Origin of the sequence: Flavobacterium sp. (assembly GCF_044357305.1) — a bacterium.
Lineage (GTDB): Bacteria > Bacteroidota > Bacteroidia > Flavobacteriales > Flavobacteriaceae > Flavobacterium.
The window spans coordinates 71036-92422 of sequence record NZ_JBIKPS010000011.1; the positions used below are offsets into that span (position 1 = coordinate 71036).

General features: G+C 33.1%; 16 protein-coding genes and 1 pseudogene. 7 read left to right on the forward strand and 10 right to left on the reverse strand.

Going from position 1 to position 21387, the window contains the following annotated elements:
• Positions 1 to 5 precede the first annotated feature (5 nt).
• Together dnaX and ACIQ2J_RS08840 are read right to left on the reverse strand one after the other, a co-directional pair.
• Complete coding sequence (gene dnaX / locus ACIQ2J_RS08835; RefSeq protein ID WP_396168705.1) at positions 6 to 1088, reverse strand: DNA polymerase III subunit gamma/tau; 1083 nt, start codon at positions 1086 to 1088, stop codon at positions 6 to 8.
• A 121-nt stretch (positions 1089 to 1209) separates the two neighbouring features.
• Positions 1210 to 1905 (reverse strand): M15 family metallopeptidase, encoded by a 696-nt coding sequence (locus ACIQ2J_RS08840; protein WP_396168707.1) that lies wholly within the window; start codon positions 1903 to 1905, stop codon positions 1210 to 1212.
• A gap of 208 nt (positions 1906 to 2113) precedes the next feature.
• Between ACIQ2J_RS08840 and kdsB the strand changes: the two genes are divergently transcribed.
• Positions 2114 to 2842, forward strand: coding sequence for a 3-deoxy-manno-octulosonate cytidylyltransferase (gene kdsB / locus ACIQ2J_RS08845; protein WP_396168709.1), 729 nt, complete (start codon positions 2114 to 2116; stop codon positions 2840 to 2842).
• Between the two features lie 4 nt (positions 2843 to 2846).
• On the opposite strand, the gene ACIQ2J_RS08850 is transcribed toward kdsB, so the two are convergent.
• Positions 2847 to 3563 (reverse strand): potassium channel family protein, encoded by a 717-nt coding sequence (locus tag ACIQ2J_RS08850; RefSeq protein WP_396168711.1) that lies wholly within the window; start codon positions 3561 to 3563, stop codon positions 2847 to 2849.
• Positions 3563 to 4225, reverse strand: coding sequence for a spermidine synthase (locus ACIQ2J_RS08855; protein ID WP_396168713.1), 663 nt, complete (start codon positions 4223 to 4225; stop codon positions 3563 to 3565). Before ACIQ2J_RS08855 ends, ACIQ2J_RS08850 begins: the two co-directional genes overlap by 1 nt.
• Positions 4226 to 4282: 57 nt before the next feature.
• On the opposite strand from ACIQ2J_RS08855, the gene ACIQ2J_RS08860 reads away from it, so the two are divergent.
• The 5 genes from ACIQ2J_RS08860 to ACIQ2J_RS08880 all read left to right on the forward strand — a co-directional run bounded on the left by ACIQ2J_RS08860 (position 4283) and on the right by ACIQ2J_RS08880 (position 9771).
• Positions 4283 to 4834: a 1-acyl-sn-glycerol-3-phosphate acyltransferase gene (locus ACIQ2J_RS08860; RefSeq protein WP_396168715.1), complete on the forward strand. Its 552-nt coding sequence runs from the start codon at positions 4283 to 4285 to the stop codon at positions 4832 to 4834.
• A gap of 9 nt (positions 4835 to 4843) precedes the next feature.
• Positions 4844 to 5983, forward strand: coding sequence for a M14 metallopeptidase family protein (locus ACIQ2J_RS08865; protein WP_396168717.1), 1140 nt, complete (start codon positions 4844 to 4846; stop codon positions 5981 to 5983).
• An 80-nt stretch (positions 5984 to 6063) separates the two neighbouring features.
• Positions 6064 to 6543 (forward strand): Lrp/AsnC family transcriptional regulator, encoded by a 480-nt coding sequence (locus ACIQ2J_RS08870; protein WP_396168720.1) that lies wholly within the window; start codon positions 6064 to 6066, stop codon positions 6541 to 6543.
• A 106-nt stretch (positions 6544 to 6649) separates the two neighbouring features.
• Positions 6650 to 9226, forward strand: a complete 2577-nt coding sequence (locus ACIQ2J_RS08875; protein WP_396168722.1) for a phosphoenolpyruvate carboxylase — start codon at positions 6650 to 6652, stop codon at positions 9224 to 9226.
• 26 nt (positions 9227 to 9252) lie between these two features.
• On the forward strand, positions 9253 to 9771 hold the full coding sequence (locus ACIQ2J_RS08880; RefSeq protein ID WP_396168724.1) for a DinB family protein: 519 nt from the start codon (positions 9253 to 9255) through the stop codon (positions 9769 to 9771).
• A gap of 96 nt (positions 9772 to 9867) precedes the next feature.
• On the opposite strand, the gene ACIQ2J_RS08885 is transcribed toward ACIQ2J_RS08880, so the two are convergent.
• The 4 genes from ACIQ2J_RS08885 to thrA form a co-directional block, all read right to left on the reverse strand.
• Positions 9868 to 12807 (reverse strand): M4 family metallopeptidase, encoded by a 2940-nt coding sequence (locus ACIQ2J_RS08885; protein WP_396168726.1) that lies wholly within the window; start codon positions 12805 to 12807, stop codon positions 9868 to 9870.
• A gap of 86 nt (positions 12808 to 12893) precedes the next feature.
• Complete coding sequence (gene thrC / locus ACIQ2J_RS08890) at positions 12894 to 14195, reverse strand: threonine synthase (protein WP_396168728.1); 1302 nt, start codon at positions 14193 to 14195, stop codon at positions 12894 to 12896.
• Between the two features lie 74 nt (positions 14196 to 14269).
• On the reverse strand, positions 14270 to 15202 hold the full coding sequence (locus ACIQ2J_RS08895) for a homoserine kinase (protein WP_396168730.1): 933 nt from the start codon (positions 15200 to 15202) through the stop codon (positions 14270 to 14272).
• 79 nt (positions 15203 to 15281) lie between these two features.
• Positions 15282 to 17729 carry a bifunctional aspartate kinase/homoserine dehydrogenase I gene (thrA, locus tag ACIQ2J_RS08900; RefSeq protein WP_396168733.1) on the reverse strand — a complete coding sequence of 816 codons (2448 nt, stop codon included), beginning with the start codon at positions 17727 to 17729 and terminating at the stop codon, positions 15282 to 15284.
• A 417-nt stretch (positions 17730 to 18146) separates the two neighbouring features.
• On the opposite strand from thrA, the gene hutH reads away from it, so the two are divergent.
• Positions 18147 to 19652: a histidine ammonia-lyase gene (gene hutH, locus ACIQ2J_RS08905; RefSeq protein ID WP_396168736.1), complete on the forward strand. Its 1506-nt coding sequence runs from the start codon at positions 18147 to 18149 to the stop codon at positions 19650 to 19652.
• A gap of 32 nt (positions 19653 to 19684) precedes the next feature.
• Here hutH and ACIQ2J_RS08910 read toward each other — a convergent pair whose 3' ends face one another.
• Positions 19685 to 20797, reverse strand: a complete 1113-nt coding sequence (locus ACIQ2J_RS08910) for a T9SS type B sorting domain-containing protein (protein ID WP_396168740.1) — start codon at positions 20795 to 20797, stop codon at positions 19685 to 19687.
• 14 nt (positions 20798 to 20811) lie between these two features.
• Positions 20812 to 21387 (reverse strand): annotated as a pseudogene (locus tag ACIQ2J_RS08915) (hypothetical protein); the annotation flags it as partial.

A 21387-nucleotide genomic window follows, 5' to 3' on the forward strand; every position in this document is an offset into this window, starting at 1 on the left:
CGGAATTATAAAGTCAACTTTTTTTTTTCTCCATCAAAATTGATAGAGCAAAGCTGCATAAGTGCTAGTTCCACTAACAATCGTTGGTTTTGGGAAACCTTAAATTTCAAATCACAATCATTTGCAATTTCAATTCCTTTTAAAAGAAAATCCGAATGGCATTTTAGTGCTTGCTCTCCGTAAAGTTTTTGTGCTTGTTCGCCAGCTTCCAATAAAACTAAAGTTGCAGGATTTTTGCAAACTAATAAATCTCTAAAATGGGATGCTAAACCAGCTATAAAATGATGTCCGTCAAAACCTTTTGCCAAAATATCATTGTAAGAAATCAAAATTTGAGGAATATTATTCTCCAAAATTAAATCGGTAATCTTAATATAAGTTTCGTAATCTAAAACGTTTAGGTTTTCGGTTACTGCTTGTCTGGTTAAATTTGAACCACAATAGGAAACAACTCTATCAAATATTGATAAAGCATCTCGCATGGCGCCATCGGCTTTTTGAGCTATAATATGTAAAGCATCATCCTCACAAATAACACCTTGACTAGCAGCAACTTCTGCTAAATGTTCTTTGGCGTCTTTTACGGTAATTCGTTTGAAATCAAATATCTGACAACGCGATAATATTGTTGGGATAATTTTATGTTTTTCCGTCGTAGCTAGGATGAAAATGGCGTGTTTAGGTGGTTCTTCTAATGTTTTCAAAAAAGCATTAAAAGCTGCAGAAGACAACATGTGCACCTCATCAATAATATAAACTTTGTATTGTCCGGTTTGTGGTGGTATTCTAACTTGGTCAATTAAATTACGAATATCATCAACAGAGTTATTAGAAGCGGCATCCAATTCGAAAACATTAAATGCAAAATCTTCGTTGGGATCGTCATAACCTGGTTGGTTAATTTTTCGAGCTAAAATTCGAGCGCAAGTAGTTTTTCCAACACCACGAGGTCCTGTAAATAATAGGGCAGAAGCAAGGTGATTGGTTTCAATGGCATTCAATAATGTATTGGTAATAGCTTGTTGTCCTACAACATCTTTAAATGTTTGCGGACGGTATTTACGAGCAGATACTACAAATTGTTCCATAGAATTTTATTGGATTACAAATATAGGTTTCAAATATCAAATATCAAATAGTATAAAGAAGAAACTTGTATATTCTGTTTAATTGAAGAAATCAGAGAATACATATAAAATTAGGAATGATTTAATTGCATTCCCATTGAAAATTAGCTAGCTTTTCCTTAGTACTTTCCGATAAGTTGTAATGCCACCATTCGGAATCAAAAGATTTAAAATTATTCTGCAGCATTACTGCTTTTAAATATGCTCTGTTTTTATTTATTTTATTAGAAAAACCTTGGTATTTATGACTGGCTTCTGGACCAAAAAAATCAAAAGGCGTTCCCATATCCAGTTCTTTTCCTTTTGCATCTACAAGGGTAATATCTACAGCACCTCCTCTGTTGTGTACGGAACCTTTTTTAGGATCTGCAACATAATCTGCATTAGGAACTAGTTCCCACATTTTTTTCTGAACATCTAAAGGTCTATAGCAATCCAATAATTTTATTCTATATCCTTTCTTTTGAAATTCCGTATTTGCAGCTATTAAATATTTAATGGTTTTCATTCGCAAATAACATTCTTCACAAGCATATACTTTTTGCTTTAAAAAATTATCTTCGGTTGCGTATTTCATATCGAAAACAAAATCGTTGCTATAGTTTTTCAGTTTGACAAAAGTAGTATCACTTATTCCATCATAATTGGCAATAGAATTTCCAATTAAGTAATTATTCTTTAAAGCTTGTTTGCTTTTATAGGTGGCGGATTCGGAAGTTTTACAACCAATACATAAAAGAATACTAATTAAAAAAAGGTACTTATTAAAAGAAATCATATTTAGAAATTATTAAATACTTGTAAGAGTAAAATGCACCCAAATATAATTATAAGAATGCCTGTAAACAAAAAATAGTCCTTAAAAAGTAAATTTAATTTAATAAAGTAAGTTCTCGCTACTTGTATTTGAATAGTAAAATTTTCAACTATAGAAAGCGAGAAAATCGTAATATATTAATATATTTGCTTCTTAGTGCTAAAAAAATATGAAAGTAATTGCTGTAATTCCTGCCCGTTATGCTTCCACTCGTTTTCCTGCAAAATTGATGCAGGATTTAGGTGGCAAAACGGTAATTCTTAGGACCTATGAGGCTGCAATAGATACTCATTTGTTTGATGATGTGTTTGTGGTTACCGATTCTGATTTGATTTATAAAGAAATTGTCTCTCATGGTGGAAAAGCCATTATGTCTGTTAAAGAGCACGAATCGGGAAGTGATAGAATTGCCGAAGCCGTTGCCAATATTGATGTGGATATTGTGGTTAATGTGCAAGGCGATGAACCTTTTATAGATAAAGAACCCTTAGAAAAAGTAATTGAAGTTTTTAGAAACGACAAAGAAAATAAAGTAGACTTGGCCTCGTTAATGCGAGAAATCACAAACGAAGTAGATATCCAGAATCCTAATAATGTAAAGGTAGTAGTTGATCAAAATGACTTTGCATTGTATTTTTCTCGTTCGGTGATTCCATATCCAAGAGAAATAAATGTAGGCGTTCGTTATTTTCAACACATCGGAATTTATGCCTTTCGCAAACAAGCACTTTTGGATTTTTATTCCTTACCGATGAAATCCTTAGAAGCCTCTGAAAAATTAGAACAACTCCGTTATTTAGAATTTGGCAAACGCATAAAAATGGTGGAAACCTCCCACGTTGGAATTGGAATAGATACTATAGAAGATTTGGAAAAGGCTCGATTATTATTGAAATAATTCTTTAAGCCTCTTCTTCATTATCAAAATACCCTTTGCTTTTTACTTTGGTAGAAAAGAAATTCAAGAATAATACTACAAACGACAAGAAGAACATGGCTTGTAAACTTACCAATACTTTTCCGTAAGTTGAAATTGGATAATAATCACCAAAACCAATAGAATTGGAACTAACAATGCTAAAATAAACGGAATCAAACCAATGATTAAAAGGTTTATTCATGTTGTCACCAAGAGTGTATAGTACTGCAAAAGAGATTACAATTTCCATATAGTTAAAAAACAATAACAACATGGACCGTTTATAAGAACGAGGACGTGTAAATAAATCGGAAGCAAAGATTAAGGTTGGAATGTATAAAACGGTTTCCAATAAGACATACGTCATAATCCATACCAACACAGTATAGTGTTGCCAGTGGTTTTTCAAAATCAATATTGGGAATATAAATTTAGCCAAGATATAGAAGTCCATCGCTAAATCTTGGTATTCGTGGCCTTTTTTATTTGCAAGGTATTTAATATAAATTCCAGGAAATAGTAGCTGCGATATGGAAAGTATCAAACGAACAATTTTTTCAATACCATTGTCGTCTTGGTGGTCGTTATCCCAAATGGCTTTAATATTCCAAATTCTTTTTTCGATAGGATTGTATTTTGAATTTGAAACCTCCGAAACTTTTCCTAAAAATAACTTTCTAAAAAATCCTTTATGTTTCATTATGCCAGTTTTTTAATAGTAAATAATTCATTGTGAACTTCTACTTTAGGATACATTCGTAAAGAATAATTACCACCAAATTTCTTTTTATAATCTACATTACGAACCCTATTATTTTCATTAATTACCATAGTATTGAATAAAATAAATCCGTTAACTTTTAATAAAAAGTTTATCCGATTGATAAAATAATCTTCAAATAAAAAGTTGGGCATGGTAGTATCTTGAAAAACATCAATGATAATCAAATCATAGTGTTCTTTGGTTTTTAAAACAAATTCAAAGGCATCTTGAACAACTAGTTCTAAATTCTTAATTTCGTTTAATTTAAAATAAGTGTTTGCTATTTCTACTATTTCAGGATCTAGTTCTACACCAGTAATTTTTCCTTTAAATTTAACTTCATCTACTAAAGTTTTAATCACACTTCCGCCAGCAACACCAAGAACTAATATGTTTTCAAACTTCCGGATGCGATCGTAACCAATATATTTCAATCCTTTTTTTAAAATTCGTTTCAAACTTCCGTAAGAATAATTAGTATTCTTAGAATCTAAAACCAATTCGCCATTATTCCAAGTAACTTCTAGCGAGTTACTTATAGAAGATTTTCGCTTAATTACGTTTATCGGAAGAAAATAACTAAAGAATTTGGCAATCATATTTATATTTTTATCAAAAATAACAGAATAATGTTAAATTTACACAAAATATTTCAAATGAAGAAGCAACTTTATTCTTTTATTTTTTATAAAATATTAGGATGGAAATTAACCGGAACTATTGCACCCAGTTTAAAAAAATGTGTGGTCATTGTTATTCCACATACAAGCAATTTAGATTTCTTTATCGCCTTGTTAGTTAGAGGGATAATGAAAGTCGAAATTAATTTTGTTGGTAAAAAAGAACTCTTTATTTTCCCTTTCGGATATTATTTTAGAGCTGTTGGAGGTGCGCCATTAGATAGAAGTGGTGGGAAAAATAATGTGGATGCTACTGCCGAAGTTTTTACAAAACACGATACTTTCCGTTTGGCATTATCGCCAGAAGGCACTCGAAAAAAGGTCACCGAATTGCGAACCGGATTTTATTATATTGCTCTTAAAGCCAACGTTCCTATAGTTTCTGTGGCTTTTGACTTTGGTAAAAAAGAAGTAAAAGTAGCAGAACCTTTCATTCCCACTGGAAATTATGAAGCAGACATGAAATTAATCCTTCCTTTTTACGAAGGTGTGAAAGGTAAAATTCCAGAACGTAGTTATACAATTTAAATTAAAAGCATGGATTTCATAGAGTTACACCATCAGTTTAAAGAAAATTCCCTTTTTGGAAGGTATATTACTTTAAAAGATATTGCACCCCTACTTGCCAAGTATCCAGTAGAAGTTATTGGTAAATCGGTTTTAGAAAAACCCATCTATAAATATACTATAGGTACTGGTGCTATTAAGGTTTTTATGTGGTCGCAAATGCACGGAAATGAAAGCACAACCACCAAAGCAGTATTCGATTTTTTAAATCTTATTCATTCTTCTAACGAACTAGGGCAGAGGCTACTTAAAAAATTTACATTCTGTTTTCTTCCGATGGTAAATCCAGACGGAGCCGAATTGTATACTCGTGAAAATGCTAATAAAGTGGATTTGAATCGCGATTCTATTGATTTATCACAACCCGAAAGTCAATTATTGCGACAAACGTTTAACGAATTCCAACCCCATTTTTGTTTTAATTTACACGATCAACGTAGCATTTTTGGAGCAGGAACCTCTGGCAACGTTGCAACAGTTTCTTTTTTGGCGCCTTCGTTTAACGAATATCGGGATGTTAATGAAGTGCGTTCCAAAGCAATGGAAATTATCGTTGCTATGAACGCGGAATTACAAAAACACATTCCCAACCAAGTTGGGCGTTTTGATGATAGTTTTAATGCCAATTGCATAGGCGATCAATTTACCTTACTCGGAGTTCCCACAATTTTGTTTGAAGCAGGTCATTATCCTAACGATTATTATCGTGAATTTACCCGAAAAATGATTTTTATAGCAATAATTACCGGATTGCAACATATTTACGAAATCGATATAGTTGATGATAAAAATGCAAATTATTTTGAAATTACTAAAAATAACATAGTATTTTATGATTTTCTTTATAAAAATGTTAAAATAAATTATGATAGTAAAGAAATAATCACGAATTTTGCTGCACAATACAAGGAAGAGCTTGTTGATGGAAAAATCCAATTTAATGCTTATGTAGCTGAAATTGGGGATTTAAAAGGGAAATTCGGTCATTATCAGTACAATGCGCACAAAATGACTTATGAAGATTCTCTCGATAATATTCCGAAAATAGATCAAAAAGCTAACTTTTCGTTAGGAAAAGGGGTGAAATTTGTAAATGGCGTTAAGAATTAACAAAATTTATCTTTTTTATTTAAACAAAATTCATTATCTTGTATCGTAAATGTTATAAACAATAATATAAATTTATAGTTATGAGTAAGTTCCGATTAGACGAAGTAGATCATCAAATTCTTGACATGTTAATTGATAATACAAGAATACCGTTTACCGATATTGCAAAAAAATTATTAATTTCTGCTGGAACCGTTCACGTAAGAGTTAAGAAAATGGAAGATGCTGGTATAATCATGGGTTCTTCATTAACTCTAGATTATGAAAAATTAGGATATTCTTTTATTGCTTACGTAGGTGTTTTCTTAAACAATACTTCACAAACTAAATTTGTTTTAGAAAGAGTTAGTGAAATTCCTTTTGTAACGGTTGCTCATGTAACCACTGGGAAGTTCAATATTTTCTGTAAAATCCGAGCTAAAGATACTAAACACGCTAAAGACGTAATCTTTATGATTGACGATATTGAAGGTGTTTACCGTACCGAAACTATGATTTCACTTGAGGAAAGTATCAACGACAAAAAACGATTGATGCACACTATTTTTAAAGATATTTAATTTTTCTAAATCTTAGAAAAATCTTTTAATAGAAACCTCAAGTATTTGCTTGAGGTTTTTTTCGTTTCAATTCTGTGAAATAATTCTTTTTTTTTAATTAATTGCTATGTATACTCTTCCTAAAATTGAACGATTTAATCAAAATGTATTGTCTAAATACCACATTTACAATAGTGTATTTATCACTTTGCCTTTTGATGCTATTGATAATACCGGAGTTTTATTACCGTTGTTTAGTGAGGTTTGCGCTACTGGTTTTAAAAACAATTTAACTCCGGTAGAAATTGTAAATTCCTTTTCAAATAAGTATTTAGATTCGGTTTCCGAGGAAGAAAAAATTAGTTTGCTCTTTCGATTTATCCAATATGTAGAACGTCAAATAGTGCTTTTTGATGCAATTGAAGACGCAGCCTTTCCGGTTGTGAATAATATGGAAGGTAAAGCCTCGCTTAGAGATATTAAAGAACGCGCCGATACCAAAGAATTGCAAGAAGAACTAGTTACTTTTTTGGATAATTTTAATATCCGAACCGTTTTAACTGCCCATCCAACACAGTTTTATCCTGGTTCCGTGCTTGGAATTATTACCGATTTAACGGATGCAGTTCGCGATAATGATTTAACTAAAATCAAAGAATTACTAGCACAATTGGGCAAAACTCCTTTTATCAAAAAAGATAAGCCAACTCCGTTTGATGAGGCAATTAGCTTGATTTGGTATCTTGAAAATGTGTTTTACCAAACCTCTGGCGAAATGTTGCAATACATTCAAAAAAACATTTTTAAAGATAAACCGATAACGAATTCGATTATCAATCTTGGTTTTTGGCCCGGTGGCGATAGAGACGGAAATCCATTTGTTACTACAGAAATTACTCTAAAAGTTGCCGATAGATTGCGAACTGCAATTTTGAAATCGTATTATTCCGATATTAGAAAACTTAAACGAAAACTTACTTTTTCGGGAATAGATGCTATAATTTCTGAATTGGAAAACAAGTTATATCGTTCTGTATTTTACTCCAATGGAAGTATTTACATTACTTTATCGGAATTAAAAAATCAACTAAATTTAGTAAAATCTATTTGTATCGAAAAACACCAATCGTTATATTTAGATGAGATAAATGAGTTAATAAATAAAGTTACCGTTTTCGGATTTCATTTTGCTTCCTTAGATATTCGTCAGAATAGTAAGATTCATAACAAAGTAATTATAACTATTTTTCACTATTTAGAAAAACAAAACTCGGAATTGACGGGATATTTTAATTTATCGGACAACGATAGGATGGAGGTTATTTCTAAATTATCGGGAACTATTTCTTCGGATTTATTTGAAGATGAAATGACCAAACAAACCATAGATTCTATAGTAGCAATCAAAAAAATTCAAGAAAATAATGGCGAATTAGGAGCTAATAGATACATTATTTCTAACAACGAAAGTGCTCTGAACGTTCTCGAAACCTTCTCCTTATTCAGTTTGTGTAATTGGCAGAATCCAACTGTAGATATTGTGCCATTGTTTGAATCTATTGACGATTTACATCAAGCAGATGCTGTAATGGAGCAATTGTATACCAATGAAAAGTATGCCAATCATTTGAAAAATAGAGGTAATAAACAAACCATTATGCTAGGTTTTTCTGACGGAACCAAAGATGGCGGTTACTTAATGGCTAACTGGGGAATTTATAAAGCCAAACAAACCATTACAGCAGTTTCTAGAAAATATGGTATAAAAGTTATTTTCTTTGATGGGCGTGGTGGTCCACCAGCTCGAGGAGGTGGAAAAACCCATAAATTTTATGCTTCTTTGGGAACCACAATTGAAAATAAAGAAATTCAATTGACGGTTCAAGGACAAACTATTAGTTCTAATTTTGGTACTTTAGATTCGTGCCGATATAATCTAGAAAATCTATTGAGTGCAGGAGTTTCTAATGAAATTTTTAATAAACAAGACAATAATTTATCTGTATCGGATATTGCTATTATTGATGAATTATCCGATATTGGATACCAAAAGTATTTGAGTTTTAAAAACCATCCAAAATTCATTCCGTATTTGGAGCAAATGAGTACGCTGAATTATTACTCTAAAACCAATATAGGAAGCAGACCATCTAAAAGAAATACATCTGACACTCTTGATTTTGCAGATTTGCGTGCCATTCCGTTTGTAGGTTCTTGGAGCCAGATGAAGCAAAATGTTCCTGGGTTTTTTGGCGTTGGTTCGGCTCTAAAACATTTTGAAGAAAACCAGCAATGGGATAAAGTGCAAACGCTTTATGATTCGTCTTTGTTTTTTAGAACTTTATTAGAGAATAGTATGATGTCCTTGGCAAAGTCGTTTTTTCCGTTGACTCAATACATGAAAGAGGATAAAGAATTTGGTGCTTTTTGGCAAATTATTTTTGACGAATTTGAACAAACTAAACGTTTATTATTAAAAATAGCAGGGCATCAAGAATTAATGGAAAATTATCCTGATGGTAAAGCATCGGTTAAAATGCGGGAAGATATTGTGTTGCCATTGTTAGTCATTCAACAATATGCCTTGATGAAAATTAACGAAATTAAAAAGGTTAGCGGAGCGGACAAACTGCTTGCAGTTTATGAAAAATTAGTAACTCGCTCGTTATTTGGAAATACCAATGCAAGCAGAAATTCGGCTTAAAATAAAATAAAATTATAAAAAATTACATGAAAGTATCTCTATTGCAATCCACAGAATACGCTACCTATTATGGAACCTATATTACTCTAGTATCGGACGAATATAGTTTAGTAGAAGAATTGGAAATTTCGTTGCATCGATTTATAAAATTTGTTCAAGATATTCCGATGGATAAATTTGATTACCGCTATGCTGAAGACAAATGGACCATTAAAGACATTATCCAACACATTATTGATGCTGAAAGAGTTTTTGCTTATCGCGCTTTGCGTTTTGCAAGAAATGACTCCACTGAATTACCTGGATTCGAAGAAAATAGTTACGTTGATGAAGCCAATGGAAATAATCGAAGCATCATGGAATTATTAACTGAATTGTCGGCAGTTCGTCAGGCAACGCTTTGTTTATTCAAATCATTTAAAGAAGAGCAACTTTTAAAAATAGGAATTGCTTCTAATAATCCAATGTCGGTTCGTGCTTTAGGTTTCACTATAATTGGGCATCTAAATCACCATCAAAAAGTTTTTGAAGAACGATATTTGTAACTAGTTGAAAGAAAATTCAGGATAAAAAAATCCCAAATTTAGAATTTCCTAAATTTGGGATTTTATGAATTAATATGTTTTATTATAGAAATTGCTTTATTGAATAATAACTTTCTTAGTTGCTGTTTTTCCTTCGGAAGTAACATTTAATAAATAGATTCCTTTTTCCAATTGACAAAGATTAACTTCTTGATTGAAAACGGTATTAGAATTTTGATAGGTATTAGTAAAACATTTTCTACCTCTTATATCAAATAAATCTACTTTAACTTCTTCTGAAGTAGATAATTTAATTAATACAATTCCATTTGATGGGTTAGGAGAAATTGTAAAAGTTTCAAATGTATTTTCTGTATTTGCTAGAACAAGAGCTCCAGTAATAACAAAATTGTCAATTATAACACCTTCATTAGTAACTTCAGGATCAGTGACAAAATTAAATCTAAAAATAATATTCGATTGTGGTGTTGTGCCACCATAACCAAAATCGGACATGTTCCAACTGTAATTTGTTTTGGCTGAATTTACACCACCAACCATATTGGGATCTCCTCCAGCACCAGTCCATTGTGCACCAACACAATTTTCGCAATTGGTTCCATTTGGGATATTAGAACTATTATACCAAGAAGTGCCAGTTGTTGCATCCCCTAAAATAGACCAAGTGCTACCGCCATTAGTTGAATATTCTACATTAAGGTAATCATAATCTGGTTCAAAGTCAAAAGCCATATCAAATTTAAATATTGGATCTTGGTATTGTGTAAGATCATAACATTGAGAAACTAAGTAAGAAGTCATACTGTCTGGATATAATCCTGAAAGATTAGTCCCATAAACATTAGAACCTCCAGAAACAGTACTATTAAGAATTGAACCAGCGGCCTGGCCTCTTTGCCAAAGCGAATCGGTATTGCCCTTGTCGAAAGAAATTAAATTGTCAATAGGTAATTCAAAAGTATTTATGGAATTCACTACACCAGCATCATTTACTAAAATTAAGGTGTTTTTTGTGTTATTTTCGCTATTACCATCACTTATTGAGGTAGTTGTATAATCAATAGTATGTGTTCCTCGAGGTAAATTTCCAATTGTTATTGGATAATCAATAGTTTGACAAGTTGAAAGAGAACCTGACCAATTTAAAATTAAAGGAGTTCCACCATCTATACTATAAGAAATTTCTACAGAAGAAATAGTATTAGTTCCTGAGTTTTCAAATGTTATAATTGAATTATGAGATGCGCCACAGGCAACTGAAAGTGGTTGCGTAATTTTTTTAAGAGACACATCTGTAGGATGTCCTAAATATTGATCACCAACATTTACTGCATACCAAGCATTGGTTACTGCAATAACTTCGGCACTTGATCCACAATACAAGTTGTTAGCAACTTGAAGTGTTGCATTTCTCATGTCCAAATAAGTTGCATTCGGAGTTAAATAGTCTCTTTCGGCAAAATAAGTAATTTGCGAAGATTTAGCCATTCCAATTCCAGTAACAGAATAATTGTATGGATTAGGAGCGTTATTGGTACCTGTTTTGCCTATTGTAAGAAGATAAAACCAATAATTTAATACTCCGCTATTGTTATGAACTCCACATTGATCGTTACCCGAACTAGGTGTGCAATTTCCTTCATCTCCAGTTTGAGTCCAATTAGTTCCTAAATAGGTATCTGGATTCCCATAGGCTAAAGGAGAACTCATGCTTCTAAAAGGAGTAGACCCTAAATCTTCAGCAACTTTCCATACTCCAGTTGCAAAAGGAGCTACTAAGGTTCCAGTTCTTCCATAATGTTCTATGCATGCACCCCATATATCAGACAGTCCTTCATTAATTGCACCCGATTGGTTTTGGTATGCTAAGTTTGCTGTAGCAGTACAAATACCATGACCAATTTCATGTCCACATATATCAATACTAGTTAGAATTCCCACAGAATTATTTCCATCTCCATAGGACATCACTGATCCATTCCAAAAGGCATTTACCAAGCTAGTATTTGCGTTAGATCTATAATGTACATAGCTTTTTAATATTGTTCCGTTGTCATCGTAACTATTTCGATTAAAAATATTTTTCCAAAAATCGTATGTCATTTCTGTTCCCCAATGTGCGTCTAAAGCGCCAATATCTTTATTTGCATTATTATATTCAGCAGTTGTCCAGTTGTTATCTGTGTCAGAAAAATTTGTTGTTGGATATGTTGGGGTTTTCGCGCTATTAAAAGTTTGAATTCCACCACCTCGCGTATCGTCTTTTAAAATATATTTATTAGTTGTTGCGTCTAAAGTAGTTTTAATAGATCTGCTACCACTATATTTGGTGTTGTTAGCAGTGCCAGTAACAGAAGAAGTAACTTGTATTAATTCTTTGCTAGCAGCTGCTTTATTAATTTTATCATGGGCATGCTTAATAATAGGATTTCTGTAAAGAATTGAACCATTTTTGGCATCTATATACATCTCATCTCTAGCCAATGGCTGTGTAGCATAAACATCAAATTTATATGCTAAATTGATTGCGCCGGTGTTTATGTTTGGCAAAATCAACAATTCACCTGTTGGTTTTTTGTAATTCATAGCCAATGCATCTTCTGGAGATTCCCAAAGATATTGGGTGTTGTTTTTGGAATTTAAAATTACATTAAATGCTTGTTCTGCAGTAATTGTTGGAGTAGTATTTAAAGAAGAAGCATTATAAACTTCGCCATTAATCATATAAACTTCGTTATTTATACTATGGGTAATAATTACACCAAATTCAATCTTTAATCCTTTGTAAAATTGTTGAAAGTGTTCGTGTTTACGACCAGTTTCATCTGTATTAGAATAGGTTGGAACATAACTATTAGTTTTATCTAATTTGTTTTTTACCTTAAATTGTGCAATTGCATCTGCTTTTGGAAGCGGATTTTCAAATTGAATCATGGTTTGAATAGGCTCATTATCTCTCAATTTTTTATTGATTTGCCCAATAATAATTTGAAAAGAAAACAAGGATAAACTTAGTAAAAGTATAGTTTTTTTCATAAAAAAAATTTAATGTTTCAAATATAATACTAAATTAAACAAAACCTAACATTAGATTACTACTCTTACGATAATTTAAGAATTAATTAATAATTGTTATATTGAATCAAAAACTGTTTAAGTTCATAATAACTAATAATTTTTACTCGATTTTTTTCTTTGCCTAAAACACTTTCTATCTGTTTTGGAATTTCTAATTTAATATTTAATACTGGTTCAACAGTGTCCAAAAACTTAATAGGATGCGCGGTTTCAAGAAATACTCCAATACAATTAGAATGTTTTTTTAATTCTTTTTTTAAACCTAAATAGCCAACCGCTCCGTGGGGTTCTGCAATATATCCTGTATTAGAAAATATATCTTTCATTGCAGATTTTGTTACTTCATCGGTAAATGAATAAGAAGAAAAATCTTTACTAAATTCCTCTAAATCATTATGGTACATTTCTTGAATACGCACAAAATTACTTGGATTTCCAACATCCATAGCATTTGAAATAGTTGCTATAGAAGGTTTAGCATCGTAAAATCCGTTTTCTAAAAACTTTGGAACGGTGTCATTAACATTAGTTGAAGCTACAAAATGTTCTATTGGCAATCCTAATTTTTTTGCCAAAATCCCAGCACAAATATTCCCGAAATTCCCACTCGGGCAAGAAACGACTAAAGGTTTGTCGTATTTTTTCAATGCTTTGTAGGCAAAGAAAAAGTAAAACATTTGGGGTAACCAACGAGCAATATTAATAGAATTGGCAGATGTTAGGTTTTTGTGTTTTAAATCCGAATCTAAAAAGGCTTGTTTCACCATGTCTTGACAGTCGTCAAAAACGCCATCTACTTCTAATGCTGTTATGTTTTGTCCTAAAGTGGTCAACTGTCTTTCTTGGATGTCACTTACTTTTCCAGATGGGTAAAGAATTACTACTTCTACACCTTTTACACCAAGAAACCCACTAGCAACAGCGCCTCCAGTATCGCCAGAAGTAGCCACTAGAACGGTGTTTTTCAAGTCTTTTCCTTTGTTAAAATAGGCTAAACACCGTGACATAAATCGAGCACCAACGTCTTTGAATGCCATGGTTGGTCCGTGGTACAATTCTAGAGAATAGACATTTTCTTCCACCAATACACACGGAAAATCAAAGCATAGTGTTTCGGTAACGATTTGTTTTAGTTCTATTTCTGGAATTTCATTTCCTATAAATTGTTGGATGACTTCGAATGCTATTTCTTCATTGGATAAATTCTCAATGGTATCAAAAAAGGATTGTGATAAAGGAGTAATTTCTTCTGGGAAATACAATCCTCTATCAGGAGCAAGCCCTTGAATTACTGCTTCTTGAAAGGAAACTTTTGTATTTTTGTTATTTAAACTATAGTAGTTCATGCGTTTTAGGTTTTGGGTTCATGGTTTTGGGTTCATGTTTTAAGTATATTACCTAAAACCCAGAACCCAGAACCTTAAATTATTGAAACTCCAATTGGATTAATTTTAGATATATGAATGTCTGCTGGTATTCCGGTGTTTAGGTATTCTTCGGTCATGGCATAAGCTACTTTTTCGGCAACAGCCAAACCTTTACATAAAGCAAAAATGGAAGGTCCAGCACCCGAAATACCCGCACCCAAAGCACCATGATGCATTGCTGTGAATTTCACTTCATCAAAGCTAGGAATTAAATGTTTGCGCAATGGTTCTACAACCACATCTTGCAAGGAACGACCTATTAATTCGTAATCTTTAGTGTATAATCCAGCAATTAATCCGCCCACATTTCCCCATTGGGTAATGGCTGATTTTAAAGAAATCATTGGCTGTAAAACGGCTCTTGCATCGGCTGTTTTTACTTCAATATGTGGATGCAAAACTACGGCATACAATTCTTCCGGACTTTCTATTCGAATTACATCAATGGGGTCGTAACCTCTTACTAAAGTGAAGCCACCAAGTAGACAAGGGGCTACATTATCGGCATGTTCACAACCACTGGCAACGACTTCGCCTTTCATGGCAAATTCAACTAATTCGTGTCTAGAAAAGGGTTTTCCAAGTAATTCATTGATTCCGAAAACAGATCCTGCTGCACTAGCAGACGAACTGCCAATACCGCTTCCAGCTTTGATTTTTTTGTGAATTTCAATTTCAAAACCGTGGTCCAAAGAGACGCGATTAATCGCATCTTTACATATTGCCAATGCTGCAACACCTGCCACATTTTTTTCGGTTTCTAAAGGTAAATCGGCACCAGTTATTTTAGTAATTCGGATACCTTTTTCATTTACTTTTCGAATAATCATTTCATCGCCAATAGTTTCTAGGCATAAACCTAAAACGTCAAATCCGCAGGATAGATTGGCGATGGTTGCGGGACAGAATATTTTTATTTCGTTCATTTAACTTGTTGTTTATGGTTTATGGTTAATTGTTTATGGTTTCTTTATAATGAACTATAAACAATAAACTACAAACATTTTACACATTCCCAATTCGAATTACATCAGCAAAAATCCCTGACGCGGTAACCGCTGCACCAGCACCAGCACCTTTAATTAATAGAGGTTGATCTACATATCTATCGGTGTAAAACTGAACGATATTGTCTTTTCCTTCCAAATTATAAAACGGACTATCGCTAGGAATGAATTGTAAGCCAACACTTGCTTTTCCATTTTCAAAAGAAGCCACAAATTTTAATCGGGAATCTTTGGACTTGGCTTCCGCCAAAAGGTTCTCAAAATGTTTGGAATGTTGTGTTAAGGAATTAAAGAAATCTTCATTAGTTGTAGTTTCCATGCATTCTATCGGAAGGAACGAATTGTTGGTAATGTCTTCCATTTCCATTGGATAACCGCTTTCGCGAATCAAAATTAGAATCTTTCTAGCAACATCCACACCACTTAAATCAATCTTTGGATCAGGCTCGGTAAATCCTTGTACTCCAGCTTCTTTTACTACATCGTGAAAGTTGTAGGTTTCGCTAAAATTATTAAAAATAAAGTTCAAACTCCCCGATAAAACTGCGTTGATTCGGTTTACTTTATCTCCAGAAGCAATTAGGTGTTTTAAGGTGTCAATAATTGGCAGACCAGCACCCACATTGGTTTCAAATAAGAATGGTGCATTGTACTTTCGAGACAACGATTTTAAGTATTTGTAATTGTCGTATTGTGACGAACACGCAATTTTGTTGCAAGTCACTACAGCAATATTTTGCTTCAAAAATTGGTCGTAAATAGAAGCAATGTCACCATTTGCAGTAATATCTACAAAAATACTATTGCGTAAATTCAGTTCTTTTGCTTTGGAAATAAACGCATTTACATTGGCAATTTCACCATTTTCTAATAACGATTTCCAATCTTTAAGTTGCATTCCTTCTTCATCAAAAAACATTTTTCTAGAATTGGAAATAGCTACCACGCGAAGGTTTATTTTTAAATTTTCCTTCAAAAATTTCTTTTGTTGGTGAATTTGATCGATGAATTTTTCTCCTACATTTCCAACGCCCATTACAAATAAATTCAACTGTTTGGTATTGTCTTCAAAGAAACGCTCGTGTAAAGTATTCAAGGCTTTCTTAACGTCGTTTTCGTTAATCACCACCGAGATATTTCGTTCGGAAGCACCTTGCGCAATGGCGCGAATATTGACATTATTTTTTCCTAAAGTACTGAACATTTTACCACTTAATCCTTGGTGGTTTTTCATGCTTTCGCCAACCAAAGCGACTATGCACAAATCTTTTTCTACGATACAAGGGTCGATTTTATTTTGAGCAATTTCTAGTTCAAAGGTGGTATCAATTGCGGTTTTGGCTTTTTGTGCCTCTTGATTTTGAATTCCGATACAAATAGAATGTTCGGAAGAAGCCTGAGTTATAAATATCACATTGATGTTTTCTCTAGAAAGCACTTCAAATAAACGTTTAGAAGATCCTGCGACACCAATCATTCCAGATCCTTCCAAAGTTAATAATGCTATATTATCAATATGCGAAATTCCTTTTATTGGATTGGCATTAGCATCTGGACTATTAGAAATTAAGGTTCCGTAAGCTTCTGGTTCAAATGTGTTTTTTATCCAAATAGGAATTGCAGCATTCAAAACAGGTTGAATGGTTGGTGGGTACAAAACTTTTGCACCAAAATGCGACAATTCCATTGCTTCTTGGTAAGAAATGGATTCTATAGGCTGTGCTTGTTTAACAATTTTTGGGTTGGCAGTAAACATCCCGTTTACATCGGTCCAGATTTCTAAAGATGCTGCTTTTACACCATTTGCAATAATTGCTGCTGAATAATCGGAGCCGCCACGACCTAAAGTGGTAGTGTTTCCATCTTCCGATGAAGCAATAAATCCAGGTAATACAACCACTTGTGAAGTATTGGAACGGAAATAATCTGCAATTAATGTATTAGAAACTGCAAAATCAACTACTGCTTTTCCAAAATTAGAATTGGTTTTAATTAATTCGCGGCTATCCTTAAAAGTACTATTTGGAAGGCTTTGTTGCAAAGCGGTTGCAAAGATTTGGGAAGACAATAATTCGCCAAAACCAGCAATAGCATCAGCGGTTCTTGGAGATAATTCTCCCAAAAGGAAGCAACCATCCAAAAGCGTTTGCAATTGGTTAATTTGGCTGTTAATTTTTATCAAAAGGGCATTCTGATGCGCCGTTTCTACTAAATCGGTAATGGCAGCAAAGTGTTTTTGCTTGATTTCTTCCAAAGTAACTTTGTAGGTTTCGTCTTTAGATGCTGCTTTTTTAGAGCCATTAAGAAGCATGTCAGTAACGCCACTTAAGGCAGAAACGACTACTGCAAGTTGGTTCTCCTTTGCTTTTTGGTTAACGATTTGGATAACCTTTTGGATATTTTGTGCATTGGCTACGGATGTTCCGCCAAATTTTAATACTATCATAATCTTTTGTTGTAGGTTGTAAGTTTTAAGTTATAAGCTCCTGTTTAAGTAGTTTCACTCTCATTTTGAAAGCCCATAAAAAGTGGATTATATGTGAAAATTATACCCCAAACGGGGTTGTAGTTGTCGTAGTATGGGTGCCAACAAAAATAGCAACCCTAGAAGGGGTTGTTGATAAAGAAGAGTTTATGTTTTTGTTGTTTAACATACTTTTCAAAATTACTCTATTTTGTTAATTAAAAAAGGTGGGGGTATATTTTTATGAATATCATAATTTTAACAGTAGATGACTATGATTTTATTTTTTATATTAGAATTGAAGGCTATTTTTTATTAATTTACTAATAAAATAGTAGCTAAAATAGTTGGATTTTAATATTTGTTTGCTGAATTTTGAACTCAAATTTGAAATTAAAAATGGACAATACACATTATATAAGTACCGAGACACTAAATTTAGAAACCTTACAGGAGATTATTGCACACCATAAAACTATAGCTTTATCCGAAGAGACAAAGATTAATATTCAAAAATGCCGAGAGTATTTGGATGCTAAAATGGAATCGCAGGAAGCACCTATTTACGGAATCAACACTGGTTTTGGTTCGTTATGTAATGTAATAATTTCTAATGAAAATTTATCGCAACTACAAGAAAATCTAGTAAAATCGCATGCTTGTGGAACAGGAGAAGAAGTGCCTCACGAGATTGTTAAGATTATGTTGTTGCTTAAAATTCAATCGTTAAGTTACGGACATTCTGGAGTGCAATTAGTAACAGTGGAACGTTTGGTAGATTTTTACAACAAGGATATTCTTCCTGTAATTTACAATCAAGGTTCGCTTGGCGCTAGTGGTGATTTGGCTCCTTTGGCGCATTTATCTTTGCCTTTATTAGGTGAAGGCGAAGTCTATTTTGAAGGAAAAAAAGTGCATTCTTCAGATGTATTAAACAAATTTAATTGGCAACCTATTGTTTTACAGTCTAAAGAAGGGTTGGCATTGTTGAACGGAACGCAATTTATGAGTGCTTACGGAAGTTATATTTTGCTTAAAGCGATGAAATATTCGTATTTGGCAGATGTAATTTCGGCAATTTCCTTAGAAGGATTTGATGGAAGAATCGAGCCTTTTAACGAATTGATCCATTACATTAGACCTCATAAAGGGCAGATTGTAACGGCTAAAAGAATGACCGAACTACTAGAAGATAGCGAGATTATTGCTCAAATAAAACAACACGTTCAAGATCCTTATTCGTTTCGATGTATTCCGCAAGTGCATGGTGCTTCGAAAGATACGATTGATTATGTAAAGAAAGTTTTTAAGACCGAAATTAATTCGGTTACCGACAATCCAAATATATTTGTTGGTGAAGATGTAATAATTTCTGGAGGAAATTTTCACGGACAACCTCTAGCAATGGCTTTAGATTTTCTTGCAATTGCCTTGTCGGAATTGGGAAGTATATCCGAAAGAAGAACTTACCAATTGATTTCTGGATTACGAGGTTTGCCAGCGTTTTTAGTGAGCAATGCCGGATTGAATTCTGGGTTTATGATTCCGCAATATACTGCCGCTAGCATTGCAAGTCAGAACAAACAATTGGCAACTCCAGCCAGTGTAGATAGCATTGTTTCTAGCAATGGTCAAGAAGATCACGTTTCTATGGGTGCCAATGCCGCAACCAAATGTTTGCGTGTTATGGAAAATCTAGAACGCATTTTAGCCATTGAATTGATGAATGCATCGCAAGCCATTGAATTTAGAAGACCTTTACAATCGGGTGCTTTTATTGAAATGTTTTTGAAATCGTATAGAGAAGAAGTGCCATTTGTAAAAGAAGATCGTATTTTACATTATGACATTATAAAATCTGTAGAATTCTTGAATAGTTTTTTGATTGATGAAGATGTAAATTGATTTCATCATTTTCTAATAAAGTAATTTTATAGTTATCTTAATAACGAGAAATGCGATTTAAAGGTTTGTAAATTATTGGATATATCATAATATTCTACAGTAAACCAATAATCCGTTGCAGGTAAAGAATTCCCATTTAATGTTCCATCCCAACCATAATTTGAGGAAGAAATTTGATGAATAAATTTTCCATATCTATCATATATAAATAGCTTTGATTTTGAAAAATTTGGTAACGCTATGATATTCCAAAAATCATTGATCCCATCTCCATTTGGAGTGAAAAATTTAGGATAACCAGAAGCAAATACCGGCAAAATAGATTCTCCACAAAAATATTTATCTTTAACAGTAATTATATAAATTCCGGGATTAGAAACGGAAAATGTATTACTATCTTGAAAATTTACTCCATCAATAGAATATTCATAATTTCCTATCCCATTTACAATTGTAACTACAATATTTTGAACGTCGTCAAAAGGATTTGTTATTGAGACAGTCGCTTGTGGAGCAGAAGAAACACTTACCGAAGCTGAATCTGTTGCTTGGCAACCTGTAATACTATTAGTAGCTGTAACCGAATAAACGCCAATTTGAGTAACATTTATTGAAGAGGTTGTGTTTGGCAGCGTTATTCCATCTCTTTGCCAGACAAAGCTATAAGTACTTGCAGAAAGTCCAGTATTAAGATTACCTATAGTTAACCAATTTCCGGTTATTGGATTGGTGCAAATAATTAAATCGTTTAAATTAACAACTGGTAATGGATTAATAATTACTTGTAAATTTTGAATACTAGAACAACCATTGCTGTTCGTCTCTTTTACAGAAACGGTATACGTTCCTGGTGGTGTTTGTCCCCAATCAATAGTTGCAGCATTAGTTGAACCTACTACTGTTTGCGTGATAGTTCCAAAAAATACCCCGCCAATTATGGTCCAATTATAGGTAGAACCTGTAGTACCCAAACCCGCATTTTCAGCAGTATCTACTGCGTAATGTTTAAGACTACCAATACAAATTGTTTGTTGGCTCCATAATGCACTAGAAGCAAATAATAGAATAAATAATATAAAACAAGATACCAGCCTTGAAAATTTCAAGGCTGATAAACTAGTTCTATTTATTATATTATTGTGCATTTAAATGAAAAAAATTAATCGTGAAAGATTGCTGATGTAGTTGGTGCAGGAGTCACAGTTACTGACTCACCTGAAGAAGTTGCTGAACAAGTACTAGCATTTGTAACTATTACGGTATAAACACCTGATGTTGTTGCTGTAATTGATGAAGTAGTTGTTCCTGTACCAGTATAATTTACTCCATCTAATTGCCATTGGTAAGTTAAACCAGTTCCAGTATTTGCATCCAATACGACACTTCCTCCAGAACAGAATGTAGTTATAGTTGCAGGTGTTATTGTTGCAGTAGGTGCAGGAGTCACAGTTACTGTTTCACCTGAAGAAGTTGCTGAACAAGTACTAGCATTTGTAACTATTACGGTATAAACACCTGATGTTGTTGCTGTAATTGATGAAGTAGTTGCTCCTGTACCAGTATAATTTACTCCATCTAATTGCCATTGGTAAGTTAAACCAGTTCCAATATTTGCATCCAATACGACACTTCCTCCAGAACAGAATGTAGTTATAGTTGCAGGTGTTATTGTTGCAGTAGGTGCAGGAGTCACAGTTACTGTTTCACCTGAAGAAGTTGCTGAACAAGTACTAGC

Excerpts from the sequence above, each read along its gene's own strand:
- ACIQ2J_RS08865 (WP_396168717.1), top strand. The coding sequence starts at position 4,844 with ATGGATTTCATAGAGTTACACCATCAGTTTAAAGAAAATTCCCTTTTT.
- ACIQ2J_RS08870 (WP_396168720.1), top strand. The coding sequence starts at position 6,064 with ATGAGTAAGTTCCGATTAGACGAAGTAGATCATCAAATTCTTGACATG.
- kdsB (WP_396168709.1), top strand. The coding sequence starts at position 2,114 with ATGAAAGTAATTGCTGTAATTCCTGCCCGTTATGCTTCCACTCGTTTT.
- ACIQ2J_RS08840 (WP_396168707.1), bottom strand. The coding sequence starts at position 1,905 with ATGATTTCTTTTAATAAGTACCTTTTTTTAATTAGTATTCTTTTATGT.
- hutH (WP_396168736.1), top strand. The coding sequence starts at position 18,147 with ATGGACAATACACATTATATAAGTACCGAGACACTAAATTTAGAAACC.
- ACIQ2J_RS08850 (WP_396168711.1), bottom strand. The coding sequence starts at position 3,563 with ATGAAACATAAAGGATTTTTTAGAAAGTTATTTTTAGGAAAAGTTTCG.
- ACIQ2J_RS08895 (WP_396168730.1), bottom strand. The coding sequence starts at position 15,202 with ATGAACGAAATAAAAATATTCTGTCCCGCAACCATCGCCAATCTATCC.
- thrA (WP_396168733.1), bottom strand. The coding sequence starts at position 17,729 with ATGATAGTATTAAAATTTGGCGGAACATCCGTAGCCAATGCACAAAAT.
- dnaX (WP_396168705.1), bottom strand. The coding sequence starts at position 1,088 with ATGGAACAATTTGTAGTATCTGCTCGTAAATACCGTCCGCAAACATTT.
- ACIQ2J_RS08860 (WP_396168715.1), top strand. The coding sequence starts at position 4,283 with ATGAAGAAGCAACTTTATTCTTTTATTTTTTATAAAATATTAGGATGG.
- ACIQ2J_RS08885 (WP_396168726.1), bottom strand. The coding sequence starts at position 12,807 with ATGAAAAAAACTATACTTTTACTAAGTTTATCCTTGTTTTCTTTTCAA.
- ACIQ2J_RS08880 (WP_396168724.1), top strand. The coding sequence starts at position 9,253 with ATGAAAGTATCTCTATTGCAATCCACAGAATACGCTACCTATTATGGA.
- ACIQ2J_RS08875 (WP_396168722.1), top strand. The coding sequence starts at position 6,650 with ATGTATACTCTTCCTAAAATTGAACGATTTAATCAAAATGTATTGTCT.
- ACIQ2J_RS08910 (WP_396168740.1), bottom strand. The coding sequence starts at position 20,797 with ATGCACAATAATATAATAAATAGAACTAGTTTATCAGCCTTGAAATTT.
- ACIQ2J_RS08855 (WP_396168713.1), bottom strand. The coding sequence starts at position 4,225 with ATGATTGCCAAATTCTTTAGTTATTTTCTTCCGATAAACGTAATTAAG.
- thrC (WP_396168728.1), bottom strand. The coding sequence starts at position 14,195 with ATGAACTACTATAGTTTAAATAACAAAAATACAAAAGTTTCCTTTCAA.